This window comes from Neorhizobium sp. PAMB6630, assembly GCF_058242775.1.
This window is the reverse complement of sequence record NZ_JBZAYV010000002.1, coordinates 1,403,210-1,418,289: the sequence shown is the minus strand read 5'-3', so window position 1 is coordinate 1,418,289 and position 15,080 is coordinate 1,403,210. Positions and strand designations below refer to the sequence as shown.

At 62.0% G+C, this 15,080-nt stretch carries 13 protein-coding genes; 4 read left to right on the top strand and 9 right to left on the bottom strand.

Features of this window, described 5'->3' with window-relative positions; translation table 11 throughout:
- Positions 1-574: 574 nt before the first annotated feature.
- From AC4CWF_RS25180 to AC4CWF_RS25160, 5 genes are all read right to left on the bottom strand, one after another.
- Positions 575-1,453 (bottom strand): polysaccharide deacetylase family protein, encoded by an 879-nt coding sequence (locus AC4CWF_RS25180; protein WP_491286576.1) that lies wholly within the window; start codon positions 1,451-1,453, stop codon positions 575-577.
- A 16-nt stretch (positions 1,454-1,469) separates the two neighbouring features.
- Positions 1,470-3,194, bottom strand: coding sequence for a dipeptide ABC transporter ATP-binding protein (locus AC4CWF_RS25175; RefSeq protein ID WP_491286575.1), 1,725 nt, complete (start codon positions 3,192-3,194; stop codon positions 1,470-1,472).
- Positions 3,191-4,066, bottom strand: a complete 876-nt coding sequence (locus tag AC4CWF_RS25170; protein ID WP_491286574.1) for an ABC transporter permease — start codon at positions 4,064-4,066, stop codon at positions 3,191-3,193. Before AC4CWF_RS25170 ends, AC4CWF_RS25175 begins: the two co-directional genes overlap by 4 nt.
- A gap of 1 nt (position 4,067) precedes the next feature.
- On the bottom strand, positions 4,068-5,039 hold the full coding sequence (locus AC4CWF_RS25165) for an ABC transporter permease (RefSeq protein ID WP_491286572.1): 972 nt from the start codon (positions 5,037-5,039) through the stop codon (positions 4,068-4,070).
- A gap of 70 nt (positions 5,040-5,109) precedes the next feature.
- A complete protein-coding gene (locus AC4CWF_RS25160; RefSeq protein ID WP_491286570.1) occupies positions 5,110-5,811 on the bottom strand; it encodes a creatininase family protein in 702 nt (233 codons plus the stop codon).
- Positions 5,812-6,003: 192 nt separating this feature from the next.
- Here AC4CWF_RS25160 and AC4CWF_RS25155 point away from each other — a divergent pair, with 192 nt between their 5' ends.
- The 3 genes from AC4CWF_RS25155 to AC4CWF_RS25145 all read left to right on the top strand — a co-directional run bounded on the left by AC4CWF_RS25155 (position 6,004) and on the right by AC4CWF_RS25145 (position 9,200).
- Positions 6,004-6,570 carry a MarR family winged helix-turn-helix transcriptional regulator gene (locus AC4CWF_RS25155; RefSeq protein WP_491286568.1) on the top strand — a complete coding sequence of 189 codons (567 nt, stop codon included), beginning with the start codon at positions 6,004-6,006 and terminating at the stop codon, positions 6,568-6,570.
- Positions 6,567-8,159 (top strand): ABC transporter substrate-binding protein, encoded by a 1,593-nt coding sequence (locus AC4CWF_RS25150; RefSeq protein ID WP_491286566.1) that lies wholly within the window; start codon positions 6,567-6,569, stop codon positions 8,157-8,159. Before AC4CWF_RS25155 ends, AC4CWF_RS25150 begins: the two co-directional genes overlap by 4 nt.
- Positions 8,160-8,246: 87 nt before the next feature.
- Positions 8,247-9,200 carry an isoaspartyl peptidase/L-asparaginase family protein gene (locus tag AC4CWF_RS25145; RefSeq protein ID WP_491286564.1) on the top strand — a complete coding sequence of 318 codons (954 nt, stop codon included), beginning with the start codon at positions 8,247-8,249 and terminating at the stop codon, positions 9,198-9,200.
- 52 nt (positions 9,201-9,252) lie between these two features.
- On the opposite strand, the gene AC4CWF_RS25140 is transcribed toward AC4CWF_RS25145, so the two are convergent.
- From AC4CWF_RS25140 to AC4CWF_RS25130, 3 genes are read right to left on the bottom strand one after another with little or no spacing between them, the layout of a single operon-like run.
- On the bottom strand, positions 9,253-9,999 hold the full coding sequence (locus tag AC4CWF_RS25140; RefSeq protein WP_491286563.1) for an SDR family NAD(P)-dependent oxidoreductase: 747 nt from the start codon (positions 9,997-9,999) through the stop codon (positions 9,253-9,255).
- Positions 9,996-11,015: a ketopantoate reductase family protein gene (locus AC4CWF_RS25135; RefSeq protein WP_491286561.1), complete on the bottom strand. Its 1,020-nt coding sequence runs from the start codon at positions 11,013-11,015 to the stop codon at positions 9,996-9,998. Before AC4CWF_RS25135 ends, AC4CWF_RS25140 begins: the two co-directional genes overlap by 4 nt.
- The gene (locus AC4CWF_RS25130; protein WP_491286559.1) at positions 11,015-12,034 is read right to left on the bottom strand and encodes a GntR family transcriptional regulator; all 1,020 of its coding nucleotides are present in this window, start codon (positions 12,032-12,034) and stop codon (positions 11,015-11,017) included. The genes AC4CWF_RS25135 and AC4CWF_RS25130 overlap by 1 nt, the downstream gene beginning before the upstream one ends.
- Before the next feature lie 227 nt (positions 12,035-12,261).
- Here AC4CWF_RS25130 and AC4CWF_RS25125 point away from each other — a divergent pair, with 227 nt between their 5' ends.
- Entirely contained in the window at positions 12,262-12,675 is a 414-nt protein-coding gene (locus AC4CWF_RS25125; protein WP_491286557.1) for a hypothetical protein, read from the top strand.
- Here the strand turns inward: AC4CWF_RS25125 and AC4CWF_RS25120 are convergent.
- Positions 12,641-14,776, bottom strand: a complete 2,136-nt coding sequence (locus AC4CWF_RS25120; protein ID WP_491286555.1) for a TonB-dependent siderophore receptor — start codon at positions 14,774-14,776, stop codon at positions 12,641-12,643. The two genes, AC4CWF_RS25125 and AC4CWF_RS25120, sit on opposite strands and share 35 nt — an antisense overlap.
- Between the last annotated feature and the right edge of the window lie 304 nt (positions 14,777-15,080).

The following is a 15,080-nucleotide window of genomic DNA, read 5'->3' as shown; positions in this document are numbered from 1 at the left end:
TTGGCACGGACATGAGACCGCACGACCTTGCCCGGTCCTGTGTTTCGCCGACGGGACCATTCTGACATCGCAAGGCTTCCCCGCATTCTGAGTGTGACCTCAGGTGGAACTGTATTGTTCTGGCTTGTGCCTTGTTCAAGTACTGCAGAAAATCGATGTCATCCGTAGCCTGACCAACACGCCTGCTCTGGGGTTAGGCGTCTGCCGGAGCGCGTCGCTAACGTTTGGCGTGTTCCCACGTGGAGTTGGATGACCGACCCTTATGACGCCGTCGGTGTGACCCGCACAGTCGTGAGGGGGGAAGTCCGCAAGGACTACTGGCCTGTGCTCGTCTTCCGACACACCAACGGGATTGTGGGGCACAGACATTCAAGGGTAGCCGAATTTACACGCCTCCGCGCCATTAGGCCCCCGCGACCAAATAAAAACAAAAAATCTCCCATCTTGGGAGCAGCTTTTGCGTTGAGGGAATGGACGGGTGCTGGCCGAGGTAGGGCGGCATACGCAGATGAGAAGTGGTCCTTCCCGGGCCTGAGGACGTGCCCAACCATCCGCCTGCATGGATCAGCCAACGCTACCCGCCGTGTTTCACAAAACGAGCGATGTCTGCGTGCGTACCGAACCAGACATCGTCATGATCCTGGATATGGCGGATCAGCTCTTCGAGGATGAAGATGCGCGAGCGGTAGCCGGTTACATGCGGATGCATGGTAAGCAGAAAGAGGCCGCCCTCCTTGTAGGCGCGGTCGAATTCGCGCTTGAAGATGTCGAGCACCGCCGGTGGCGGGGTATAGGGCCTGTGGGCGGTGAACCTGTTCATGTTGAAATAGACCGCGTCGTCGCGGATCCATTCGACCGGCAATTCAACCATGCCTGTCGGCTCGCCATTCTCTAAAAGCTCGTAAGGGTCGTCGTCGGCCATCAGTGAGCTGTCGTAGAGCAATCCGAGTTCGCGCTGGATCTGCAGCGTCACAGGTGAAAAATCCCAGGAGGGGGTACGCATCCCAACGGCGCACACGCCGGTGATCTTTTCCAGTGTATCGGCGGCGCGCAGATGCAGTTCGCGCTCCTTCTCGGGCGGCACCTTGGTATTGACCTCGTGGATCCAGCCATGCAGGCCGATCTCATGGCCCTCGGCGATCAACTGTCGTTGTTCATCGGGGTAGAGCAGGGCGGCGACGGCGGGCACGAAGAAGGTTGCGGGTATGTCTGCCGCCCGCAGCGTCTCGAGTATGCGCGGCACGCCCACACGGTTACCATACTGCCCTTGCGACAGGCGTCCGATGGATTCGCCGCCATCGCGCAACTCGTTCGTCTCGTGGTCGCTGTCGAAGGAGAGTGCCACGGCACAGCGGGCGCCATCCTTCCAGGCGTTCGGCTTTAGCGACCGGCCGGCGCGCACCTTGTCGACCTTGCCGCGCCAGGTCGCCTCGTCCCATTCCCACGGTTCCATCGGTCTCGTCCTCTCGTTATTCGGCAGCCTGCGGCAGTACCGGTACCGCCGCCAGCAGGCGTTTGGTGTAGTCGTGCTGCGGATCGGCATAGATCGTGCCGGCTTCGCCCTCCTCGACGATGCGGCCGCGATACATGATGGCGACCCGATCACAGAGATGGCGCACGACCGACAGATCGTGGCTGATGAAGATCAGCGACAGGTCCAGTTCCGACCGCAACCGGATCAGAAGGTTGATGATCTGCGCCTGGATCGATACGTCGAGGGATGCCACCGGCTCGTCGCAGACGACGACATCCGGCTGCATGGCGAGCGCGCGGGCAATGGCGATGCGCTGCCTCTGCCCGCCGGAGAACTGATGCGGGAAGCGGTTGGCAAAGGCCGGATCAAGCCCGACGGCCGCCAGCCAGTCCCCGACATAGCTCGATGCATCGGACCGTGTCACCAGCCTGTGGGCAATTGGGCCTTCCGCAACGATGTCTCCGATGCGCATGCGGCCGTTCAGCGACGCGAACGGATCCTGGAAGATCGTCTGCACCCGCGTTGTGATCTTGGAGGGGCTGCGCCCGGCGCTCATCACCGGCTGCCCGTTGAGACGGATGGTGCCGGAGGTCGGAATGGTAATGCCGGCCGCCATGCGCCCGAGCGTCGACTTGCCCGAACCGGATTCGCCGACGAGGCCGAGCACCTCGCCGCGCTTCAGCACCAGGCTGACGCCATCCACCGCCTGAACCGAGCTTAACGGTTGGGCAAGACCCGACTTGATCGCCAGGTTGCGCATGAAGCCGGCCGGCTTCTCGAACCGCTTCATCACCTGGTTGATGGCGAGATAGGGACTGCCGAGCGGCGGCAGGTTGGCGGTCGCCGCCTGGCGCGGCGGCGGGGCGGCATCGGCAATGCCGCTTCCGCGCAGCAGCAACTGGCCGGGCTTTGCGCGCGACGGCAGGGCGTCGAGCAGCGCACGAGTATAGTCGTGCTGCGGCTTCGTCAGAACCGCCAGTGCCGGGCCGATCTCGACGATCTTGCCGGTCTTCATCACGGCGACGCGGTCGGCGATCGAGGAGACGATCGCAAGGTCGTGACTGATCCAGATCAGCGCCGTGCCAAGTTCGGACACCAGCTCCTTCATCTCGGTCAGGATTTCCGCCTGGATCGATACGTCGAGCGCTGTCGTCGGCTCATCGCAGATGATCAGTTTCGGACGGTGGAGTAGGGCGATGGCAATCGCCACGCGCTGGCGCATGCCGCCGGAGAACTGGTGCGGAAAGAAATCCACCTTGCGTTCGGGATCGGCAATGCGCACCTGCGTCAGCGCCTTGATCGCCCGCTCGCGCGCATCGGCAGCACTGATCGCCTCATGCGCGTCGAGCGCCAGCTTGATCTGGGTGCCGATGCTGAGCACCGGGTTCAGCGTCATCATCGGATCCTGGAAAACCATCGAGATGGTCTTGCCGCGGATGGCGCGCAGTTCGTGCGCCGGAAGGCCGATCAGTTCGCGCCCTTCCAGCTTGATCGAGCCTTCGACGATACGTCCGGGTTCGTCGATCAGCCCGATGATGGAGAAGCCGGTGATCGACTTGCCCGACCCGGATTCGCCCACGACCCCCAAAACTTCGCCGGGCGCCACGGAAAAGGACACGCCGTCGACGGCCTTGATCTCTCCGCGGGCGGTCGGGAACCATGTGACGAGATTGGTGACCTCGAGCAAGGGTGTGGTCGTTTGTGGCAGCGTCTCGGTCATCGGCGGAGCCTCGGGTTGAGCTGGTCGCGGATCTGGTCACCGACCAGGTTCAGCGACACGATGAACAGGATGAGCGCCACACCGGGATAGATGGAGATCCAGTAGCGGCCTGACAGCAGGTACTGGAAGCCGTTGGCGATCAGCATGCCGAGCGAGGGTTCCGTCGGCGGTAATCCGACGCCGAGGAAAGACAGTGTGGCTTCCAGCGAGATCGCACTTGCGACCTGTACGGTGGCGACCACGATCAGCGGCGGCAGCGAGTTTGGCAGGATATGGCGGATCACGACCCGCAGCGGCGACAGCGGAATGGACAGGGCTGCCTCGACATAGTCCTTTTGCCGTTCTGCGGATGCGGCCCCATGCGCGGTGCGGGCGAAGTAGGCGTATTGAGCAAAGATCAGCGCCATGATGAGCTGGTAGCGGCCCTGACCGAGCATGGCGGCGATGACGAAGGCAAGCAGGATGGCGGGGAAGGACAGCTGCAGGTCGACGATGCGCATGACCAGGTTCTCGTAGCGCCCGCCGATATAGGCGGCCGAGCAGCCGACCATGGCGCCGATGACGAAGGCGATGGTGCCGGCGATCACGCCCATCTGCAGCGAGATGCGCAGGCCGTAGATGATCGCCGAAAGGAGATCGCGCCCTTGCGAATCCGTGCCGAGCCAATGGGTGTAGCCGCCCGTGCCGACATAGCCGGGCGGGCGGCGGGCATCGCGCAGCACGAGGTTGGCAAGATCGTAAGGATCCTGCGGCGTGACGAGCGGTGCAATGAGCGCGATCAGGACGATCAGGAAGACGATGATCGCGGCTGCGGTGGCAACCTTGTTGCGGGTGAATTCTTCGAGGAAGCGGCCAAACAGAGTGTCGCGCATGTCAGGCACGTCCCTTTCTCAGGCGCGGATCGAGCAGCGCATAGGTGAGATCGACCACGAGGTTGATGACGATGAACAGGAGCGCGACGAGCATGAGGTAGGCCACCATGACAGGACGATCGAGCGAGGTGATGCTGTCGATGATCAGCTTGCCGAGGCCCGGCCAGGAAAAGATCGTTTCCGTGACCACGGCAAAGGCGAGTGTCGAGCCCAGTTCCAGCCCGAAGACGGTGACGAGCGGGATCGAGATCAAGCGCAACACGTGGCGGCTGAGGACCGTAAACTCCGACAGGCCGGCGGCACGTGCGAACTTTACGGTATCGCTGAGCATCAGCTCGCGCGTACCGGCACGGGCAAGCCGGATCATCAGCGAGAACTTGAAGAGCGCGAGGTTGAGCGCCGGCAGGACGAGATGCTGCAGGCCGTTAGCGGTCAGGAAGCTGAAGTCGACGCCGAAGAGGCTGACCGTCTCGCCGCGTCCGCCAGCCGGCATGACCCCGAACTGCACGGCGAGCACCATGATCAGCATCAGGCCGAACCAGAAGGTGGGCACCGAAAAGCCGAGGATGGAAATCGCCATGATGGCGCGTGATAGGAAACTTTGCGGCTTGTAGCCGGCATACATGCCAATGGGGATGCCGACGAGGCTGGCAAACAGAACAGCAGCCAGCGTCAGTTCCAGCGTTGCCGGGAGGCGCGAGAGGATGAGTTCGCTGACCGGCATGTTGTAGACAAGCGAGCGGCCAAAGTCCCCCTCGAACACGCGTCCGACAAAGGAGAAGTACTGGCGCCACAACGGCTGGTCCAGCCCGTATTGGGCGATGACGGCAGCCCTGATATCCTGTGTCGCATCAGGCGAGATCAGCACGTCGATGGGATTTCCCACCGCATAGACGCCGGTAAAGACCAGCGCCGACATGGCAAAGACCACGATGACGGCCTGCCACAGGCGCTGCAAGATGAAGCCGAACATATATCCCCGTCCTTATAAGATCGTCCCGTCTTGGCGCGGGTTTGAATGGCGTGTGTGAAGCGAGGCGCAGCTAGAACCAGTCGACCTCAAGAAGCTCCCGCGTTTCGGCGACTGCGACCTCCCAGATCGCCAGCATGTCCTCATCCGGCCGCTGGTAGAGGCCGTGGTAGTTGCCGTCACCAAGCATCTCGCGCTTGCGCGCCGCATCGATTCGCGCCAGCCGGGCATAATCCGCCTGCGGCTTTGAGCCGGTTGGTTGACGCTGGTCGGTCGTGCGCGTCCACGGGAAGTTTTCCATCCAGGACGCATGCGAGGCAGCAGGATCCACCGCCTGCACCTTGGCCAGCGTCTTGGGCGCGCGCCACCAGTCGTGGAACTTCACCGAACTGTCGGGATGGGCATTCAGCCATTCCGAGATCACCACGGTCGCCGGCGCATTGCCGCCATGGCCGTTGACGATCAGGATGCGGCGGAAACCAGAGCGGTGGATGCTGTCCATCAGGTCTCGGATGATTCCGATATAGCTGGAAAGCGACAAGGTCAGCGTGCCGGGATAGGTCGCGAAGGAGGAGGCAAGTCCGTACGGCAGAACCGGGAAAACCGGAACGCCTGATGGCTCGGCCGCATCGAGGGACACTTTCTCGGCAAGGATCATGTCTGTCGCAAGGCTGAGATAGGCGTGCTGCTCGACGCTGCCGATCGGGAGAATGCAACGGTCGTCCGTGGCGGCGCGCTCCTCCACCTGCATCCAGTTCATGTCGGCAATCTTCATCAAGAACTCCTGTCTTGCGGTGGCGGTCAGCTCAATCAGAACCGACGCATATGCATAAAAAATAGGCTTCCGAATGCGCTGCATCATAGGGATGATGCAGTTCCATACGGAACTAAAAAAAGAGATTGACAGGCAAATAACAGCCGGTCAAGTTCCATACGGTACAAAAAACGAGTGGAGACTGACGCGAACATGACGGTGCAGCTGGAACAAGCGTCCCTCGAAACGCTCCTTCGTCAGGGTGGAAAGACCTTGTCGGGATCCGAGCCCGTCGATGCACTGGTGGGCGTGAAGCTTTGGGAAAACCCATGCTGGCTTTCCTTCCGCATCAACTTCCTCGCACTGCAGTTCAATGTGCCGATCTACCGCTGGACGGAGAAGGAATTCGGTCTGCCGCGGCCGGAATTCGTCGTGCTCTATTCGCTTGGCCTCGCGGATGGGCTGACCGCAAGCGCGATCTGCATTTCCTCTGGCTTTCCGAAGAACACGATCAGCCGGGCCATCCAGAAGCTGATCGACAAGGACATCATCCGCCGCGAGGTCGATCCGGCGGATCTGCGCAGCTTCGTCCTCTACATCACAGATGAGGGCAAGCGCATCGTCGATGCGGCCATGCAGCCAATGGTCGAACGTGAGAGAGCCATGGTCTCCGCGCTGACCCCGGCTGAAATGCTGATGCTGTCCGAGCTTCTGGCAAAGGTCGTCGTGAATTCACCTGTCTCGCCACCAACGATAAATATAGAGGAGAACGAAGAATGAGAATTTCCAAGCTTCTGCATACCGTCGCGCTGGCTTCTGCCCTGCTTGGCGGCGTATCTTCCGCGGCACTTGCCGCCGATCTGACCATCGGGGTGCGGGCTGGCCCGCTCTCGGTCGACCCGCATTTCACGGCCGCCGGCACCCATGCCGAGGCTATGAAGCACATCTTCGACTCGCTGGTGAAATCCGGCAACAATCTCGAGCTGGAGCCGGGTCTTGCCACCAGCTGGACTGCCGTCGACGCCACGACCTGGGAATTCAAGCTGCGCCAGGGCGTCAAATTCCACGACGGTTCGGACTTTACTGCCGAGGACGTCAAGTTTTCCATCGAGCGCATCCCGGCCGTGACGGGGCCTAACCCGACAACCATCTATGTGCGGCGCGTGCGCGGTATCGAGATCGTTGATCCCTATACGATCCGTATCAAGACCGACGGCCCGGCGCCAACCCTGCCCAACGACTTCATCCGCCTGTTCGTTGTCTCGCACACGGCAGCCAAGGACTTTTCCGCCAGCGCCGACAAGGCGGCGGAAGGCTTCAATTCGGGCAAGGCAGCGATCGGCACCGGCCCCTACAAGTTCGTTTCCTGGACACCGAAGGAACAGCTCGTCGTCGAGAAGTTCGACGGTTACTGGGGCGAAAAGGAGCCCTGGGACAAGGTGATCCGCAAGGAAATTCCCAATGACGCGGCCCGTGTCGCGCAGCTGAAGGCCGGCCAGGTCGATCTGATCGCACGCATTCCGTCCTCGGACGTCCCGACCCTAGAGCAGGACAGCAAGCTCTCCATCATCCGCCAGGACAGCGTCTACCTGTTCAACATGGCCTTCGACTTCCGCGACAAGCCTCCGCAGGTCAGCGCCAAGGACGGGTCGCCGCTTCCCAAGAACCCCTTCCAGGATGCCAAGGTGCGCGAAGCCTTCGATCTGGCGATCGACCGCGAGACACTCACCGAAATCGCCATGGAAGGCATGGGCACTGTTCAGTCGCAGCTGGTGACGCCGAATATCTTTGGCTGGAACCCGGATGTGAAACCGACCAAGTCCGATCCCGCCAAGGCCAAGGCGCTGCTCGCCGAAGCAGGTTATCCGAATGGCTTCAAGGTGACGTTCTCCTTCACAAATGACCGCCTGCCAGGCGACAAGGACGTCGGAACGACGATCGCCCAGATGCTGACGGCCGTCGGTATCCAGGTCGAAGCCAATGCCCAGCCGGGTGCGGTATTCTTCCCGGCTAATACCCGCGGCGACTATTCCATGACCATGTCCGGCTGGGGAACGCTGACGGGCGAGGCGAACTACACGCTGTCGTCGCTGACGCATTCCAACGATCCGGCCAAGAAGCTCGGCGCCTTCAATCTGCGTGGCTACGTCAACCCGACGATGGACAAGCTGATCGAAGACGCGGCTGTCGAGATGGATACGGCAAAGCGGGAAAAGTTCCTGATGGATGCCAATGCGCTCGTCGCGAGTGATCGCCCATACCTCGCGATCGCATCGACGATTACCGCCTGGGGGATGAAGAAGAACATCAGCATCGTTCCCCGTTCGGACGAGGATACGCTGGCGATGAACATCCGCCCGGCCAAGTAAGGGCGGACGTCGAACTGCAACAATCGGCCGGGCGCGTTGCCCGGCTTTTTTGCGGGAAAGAACACAGACATCAATGGGAGGATACCGGTGGGAAAGATCGCTCTTGCAATTCACGGCGGCTGCGGCGTCATGGCAAAGCTCGACCTCAGCGACGAGGATTGGGCGGCGGCGCGCATCGATCTCGGGCGCGCGCTGAAGGCCGGCTGGAATGTCCTTGAGGCTGGTGGTTCGGCGCTCGATGCGGTTCAGGCCGCAGTCGTCGTCATGGAAGACAGCCCTCAGTTCAATGCCGGCTACGGCGCTGCCTTGAACACCGAGGGCCGGCACGAACTCGATGCGTCGATCATGGACGGCAGGACGCTGGAAGCCGGCGCCGTCACGCTTGTCCAGCGCATCCGGAACCCGATCAAAGCCGCCCGCGCCGTCATGGAAGCCGGAGACGCTGTCCTTCTGGGCGGACCGGCAGCCGACGCCTTCGCCGAGAAGTCGGGTCTCGACATGGTCGAGCCCGACTACTTCACCACCGAGCGACGTACCAAGGCGCTTGCGGCCATGAAAGCGCATGCGGTGGCCGGCACTGCTGCGAAGGCGAGCGAAGCAGAGAAACACGGGACTGTCGGCGCAGTGGCGCTCGATGCCGACGGGCATTTGGCGGCCGCCACCTCCACGGGCGGCTATAACAACAAGCCGGACGGTCGCATCGGCGACACTCCCATCATCGGCGCAGGCACCTATGCGCGTGACGGGGCCTGCGCCGTGTCCGGTACCGGCAAGGGTGAGTATTTCATGCGCTATGCCGTTGGCCACGAGATTGCCAGCCGCTTCGCCTACCTCGGCGAAAGCCTGGAGGCTGCGGCCGCCAAGGTCGTCCAGCACGACTTGAAGCAACACAATATCGGCGCGGGTCTTGTCGCCGTCGGGGCCGACGGATCAATCACCGCCCCCTACAATACCGATGGCATGTTCCGTGGCTGGGTGACGCCAGAGGGCGAGTTCTTTGTCGGCACCCATTCGGACGTCTTGCGGATCCAGCCCGACTGACTGCTTACGGAAACGATATCGAGGTCGCCCGGCCTGGGCGGCCTCGACCGTTTCACTTGCCGCCATCGACGCTGATGATCTGGCCGGAGATCCAGCTCGCATGGTCCGAGGCGAAGAACATCACGATGGCGGCGATGTCCTCGGCGCTGCCGAGGCGCTTCAGCGCGATGTTGTTCATAAGCCGCTGTTGGCCGTCTTCGCCCATCGCTTCCCACTGGCGTTCCGTTGCGGGATTGGACCTCACGAAGCCCGGCGCAACATTGTTAACGGTAATGTTCCAGGGCCCGAGCTCATGGGCGAGCTGGCGCGTCAGGCCGATCTGGCCGGCCTTGGCACTGGCATAGGACTGGATGCCCGTGAGCGAGATGCCAAGCCCTGCGCCGCTGGAGATGTTGATGATGCGGCCGGCCCGCTTCTTCTTCATGGCGGGTGCAATCGCCTGCGCCATGAAGAAGGCGCCCGACAGGTTGACGTCGAGAATGGCCTGCCAGTCGCTTTCGCTGATCTCCTCGATCGGGCGCCCGATCTGGCCACGCACGCCACCGGCATTGTTGACGAGAATATCAACGGCGCCGAAGGAGGGGACCAGGGCCTGGACGTCGGCACGATTGCCGACATCGAGAATATGGGCGGTGGCATGGCCGCCGCACAGCGAGACCGTCTCTTCGAGGCCGGCTTCGTTCACGTCGCATGCGTGGACGCGGGCGCCCCGGCTCGCAAATCCGTGGGCGATCGCGCGCCCGAACCCGTGTGCCGCACCGGTTACCACGACGATCTTGTCCTCGAATGAAATGTTCATGCGCCGGCCTTTCCAAGCTCTTCCAAGTTGGCGAGGTCGAGCGGACGCCGACCTTCTTCGATCTCGTGGATCATCTCCACCAGTCTTGCCACCATCGGCGTCGGAACCTTGGAATCCTGGCCGATCGATACGACCGGCAGTACCTGGGCGTCCACTTCTGTCTTGCGCTTGCGCACCGCCAGATCGCGCCAGATACCGGAATGGGATTTCAGCGAGCGACGATTGTGCGCGACCATGTCGTCGAAGGAGCGATCGGTCTGCTGCTGTTGTGCAAGCGGACCGAAGGCCGAGGGATCGAAACCGTCAAAAGCTTCTGGTGTGATGTTGTTGATCGCCGCGACGGTTGCCACCTCAAGCGCGAGCTTGCGCAGGACCGGACGCGCGGCTTGGTTGTCCAGTACATCGGCAATGCTGTCATTGGTCAGCGCCGTGCCGAACAGCAGCGCCCCGTAGATCATCTTTCCCCACAGGAAGCCCCAGATGTTGTTGGTGATCAGCGCTCCCGGCTCGAACTGCTTCAGCAGCTCATAGATCGCCTCGGCGCGATCGGAGAACCGACCATCGAGTTCGCCGATGACGACGGCGCCATGGCCGCTGTAGTGGACCAGGCCCGGCTCCAGGTAATCCGCACCGAAGTTGACGAAGCAGCCGACGACGCGATGCTCGCCGACGATACGTGCAATTACCTGCTCGTTCAAGCCGTTCTGGGCGGAGACCGCGTAACCGTCCGATGACAGATGCTGCACCAGCGCCTGTGTGGCATCTTCCGTATGATGCGCCTTGACGCAGAGATAGATGCGCGAGAATTCTCCATGGAGGTCCTGGGGCAGGCAGGCCTTGGCCTTGAAGGCGCCCTCGAAGATCGGCCCGGCGATGCGAAGGCCGCCAGCGTTGATGGCATCCACATGGTCCTTGACGGTGTCGACGAAAATGACATCCTCGCCGGCCCGCAGGAAGGCGGCTCCAAGCGTGCCGCCAATGGCGCCCGCTCCCCAGATCACGATCGGCTGGCTCATTACGTCGTTTCCTTCTGCACAAGATCGTTATTTTGTTGGTCGGTCGCGTCCGACCGTGGCTCCTGGCCGACCAGACGCAGGGCCGGCACGATGATCCGCTCGATATCGGCGGTATCGGGGGCGTGGCGGTATTCGATGCTCGGCATGTCATGGGGGATCTCCGCCAGTATGGCTTCGGCCCCCGTGGCAAACACCAGAACAGTGGCCTGCGAGACCTTCGCCAGCAGCCCGGGACTGTCGATCGTGTCTGCGGCCACGTCGGCGACATGCGGTGCAAACCGCGTCACGCCGCTCTTCAGGATCGGAAGGAACTCGGCAAAACGGGAGACGGCTGCAATGCGTGCAAGCGAATCCAGCGACGCGAGCGATCGCCGGGTTTCCTGTGAGGGTGTAAATCGGATAGCCACCACGCGGGTCTCCGGCAGGAGCGCCTCGACCTGCTTCTGCCGGCTCATGATCGTCACCGCAAGATCCGCTGCGCGGGCACGCGCCCGTGTCGCCAAATCACTCTCTAGGGCGCCAATCGTCACCGGCTCGACGATCACCTCAGGTCCCAGGCGTTCGGCGATGAACCGGGCGTAGCTTTCCGTCGCCTCGCCGAACAGGCCGATCATGAGGATGCGCCGCTTGCGGTCTTGGGAGGTGCTGTGCGAAACGCGCCCACCGATGGCCGCTAGCAGGTCGACCGATCGCAGGCCCAGCTTGCGGCTCTGGTCGATCAGAGCGTCGATCTGCCTGTAGAGGGTCGACATTGCGCCCTGCGGTAATGCCTGCACCTGCTGGTGATTGCTGACAAAGGTGCCGGCTCCCGGGCGGGTTTCGACGAGACCTGCGGCCTTCAGGTCGGCATAGACCTGAGCGACCGTCATCGGAGCAACGCCGAGCGTTTCCGCCAGCTCCCGCACGGATGGAAGTGCCTCTCCAGGCGCAAGATCGCCGCAGCTGATCCCATACTCGATCAGGCCGTGAAGCTGGCTGCGCAGGGAGACCGGCAATGTACGATCGATGGCGAGCTGCATGGCGAGCGTCGATCTCCGTATTAAGAGAATAATACGATCTTTTCACTCAGACTGACATCAGTCAATAGATCGCGTGGAACCGCAGTCAGAAGCCGCTATGCCCCAAGGAATTGTATCAATATAATAGAACAATTACAGAGTTTTGCCGGATCTCATAGTCCAATGGCCGTGACGTATGGACCATTCAGACCCTATGCCGCCATGACCAGCCGACAGGATCAGTGCCCATGAGTTTCGATGCCTTCGAACAGCAGATCGCCAGGCTCAACGACGTTCTGTGTGCCGTCAACCTGCTGACCTGGGACAGCCGCACGATGATGCCGCCCGGCGGCCTGGACGCCCGGAGCAAGCAGATTGCGACCCTCGTCGGGATGACTCGCGACATGGCCACAGGTGAGGGGCTGCAGCGGGCGATCGAAGATGCACGGGCGGAACTGGCCGGGAACGATCCCCGCGACGCGCGTCTCCACGCCGTGGAACAGGCAGCGGCGGCGACAGCGGTTCTGGCGCGCATCCCCGCGTCGCTCGTCAGTGCGTCCGCCGAACTGAAAACGGTGGCGCAGGGCGCTTGGAGCCGGGAGCGTGGGCGCCTCCGCGTCCACCGTTTTAAAAGGCCACCCGCACTGTCAGACTTGCATTGAACGGCTGGCCAACGGCAACACCATAGGCCGAATTGCCGATCGAGGATGTGTAATAGACCTTGTCAAAGATATTGTTGAGGTTCAGCTGGATCTCGACCGGGTGCTCTCGTTCGATCCGGTATGTCGCAAACAAATCGGCGACGCCGTATCCGGGCAGGTAGAAGCTGTTGGCGGCGTCGCCGGCCCGCTGGCCGACCGCGCGCACGGCGCCACCGAAACGCAGGCTGCCGCGGCCGCCGAACACCGCGCCGTAATCATAGGCCAGACGCAAGGCGGCCGTGTTGCTTGCGACGTTTGCCAGGCTGTTGCCGGCGTAATCGGGATCGTCCACCACCTCTGCATCGGTCAGGCCATAGCTTGCGACCAGTTGTACGTCGTCCGTCAGCTGACCGGCGAGATCAAGCTCGATGCCCTTGGAGCGGACCAGCCCGGCGGTGCGATAAACCGTCTTTCCATTCACAGTTTCCGAATAGGCGACGTTCTTCTTCTCCGCGTAGTAAACCGCCAGCGTGCCACTCAGCCAGCTGTTGAAATCCACCTTCGAGCCGATTTCATAAGAAATGCCCTTTTCCGGATCGAGACTGCCATAGGCGCTGTTGATCGAGCTGTTGGGCCTGAAGGTCCGTGCAACATTGGCGTAGAGCGACGCTTCAGGGCTGAGGGACCAGACAAGACCGGCATTGGGGATCAGCGCCAGCCCGTCGGTATCGCTGTTGACCGTGCTGCCGCTGCCGGCCACGACGTCATAATGGTCCAGGCGCAGGCCGGCAACGGCGATCCACTCGTCCGAAAGGTGGATGCGGTCCTGGGCGTAGACGGACTGCGTGCGCTGGCGCTGATATTCCCGCGTCGAAGTCGCCGCATCGTAGGTGCAGGGCGATATGGCGTCGTAGACGAGCTGATTGACATTGAAGCGGTTGCCGACGTTGCACTGCTGCAGGGCCGCGCGGGAAATGCGCTCGTCCCGCACGGCCGCGCCGAACAGGAACTCGTTATTGAAGCCAAAAAGTTCCTCGCTACCCGTCAGGTCCGCCCGCAGCGAGTGGACGGTGGTATCGTAATAGCCGCGCACGTCCGAGCGGCGGGTCAGCACGCCGGTCGTTGCGTTGTAGGCGGTGGCACGGGTCTGGTCGGCGGAAAAGCTGTCCTTGCTCCACCCGTAGTTCAGCGCCAGGTTCCAGTCGTCGCCCAGCTCACGGTCCAGCGACAGCTTGATCAGATCGGAATCGCCATCCACCTCCGACCAGTCTTCGTCCAGGCGCTGCCGGCGGCTGATGTCGAGGAACTGCCGGTTGGCGGTGTCGTAAACAGTGCCGCGATCATAGGGATTGAGGTAGTGCTGATGCGTGTAGGATATGCCGATCTTTGTGTCCTCGCCTTCCCATGACAGCGATGGTGCGACGAGCCAGTTGCGGTTCTTGCCGAAATTGCGCCAGTAATCGCCATCCTCGCCCTCGACGATCAGGCGGTAGGAAAGATCGGTATCCGTGATCGGCCCCGTGATGTCGAAGCCCGCCTTCTTGGAATATTGCCCGGCGCCATAGGCGGAGAATTTCGTCCAGGCTTCGGCGGCAAAGCTGTCCTGCGGCTTCTTCGTGACCACATTGATCATACCGCCCGGATCAAGCACGCCGTAGAGCGTGGAGGCCGGCCCCTTCAGCACGTCCACATAGTCCGTCGTGGCGTTGAAGCTGCGGGGCAGGGCCGTGTTGAGGCCGTCGGTCAGGATGGAACCATCCCGGCTTTCGCCGAACCCGCGGCGGATGATGGCGTCGTTGGCGCCGGCAATCGTATTTCCCTGGGTGATGCCGCTGACATCCGACAGCGCGTCGTCCAGGCTGCTCGCCGCCTTGTCCTGGATGACTTGCGGTGCGACCGTGGTCACCGCCTGCGGTATGTCCTTGACCGGCGTCTGCGTGCGAGTTGCGGTTGCGGTGCGGGAGGTCTTGTATGCCGCCTTGTCGTTCTCGCCATTGATGAAGATCGGGTCCAGTTGAAGCGCTGCACCGTCCTGCGCCAGGGCGCCAGGGCCGAACGTATTGCAGGTGAGGCCAAGCGACAGGGTCGTGCAAAGCAGGGCGATATGGTGGCGCATTCTCATCAAAGGTCACGTGTGGTTTGAACTGGGTTGACCAGTCATTCGATAGTGGAATGTAGTAGTCAAGTTTTTCTGCGTGGCGACCGAGGAAACGGCGAGGTGAGCATTGCGGTGGCAAAGGGCCCGATCTGTCGGATGGACTGGTGCAATGTCTGGCCAAAACTACAGATTTTCTCAATGAAAACAAAAGACCCAATCGGAAGCGGGCAGGGATGACGATTGCAGAACGGGCTGCAGGGTGCGGCAGACGACACTTCCAGCCTCGCATCGAAAGGGCAGCCTAACGGCAGCAAGGACCGGCGATGAA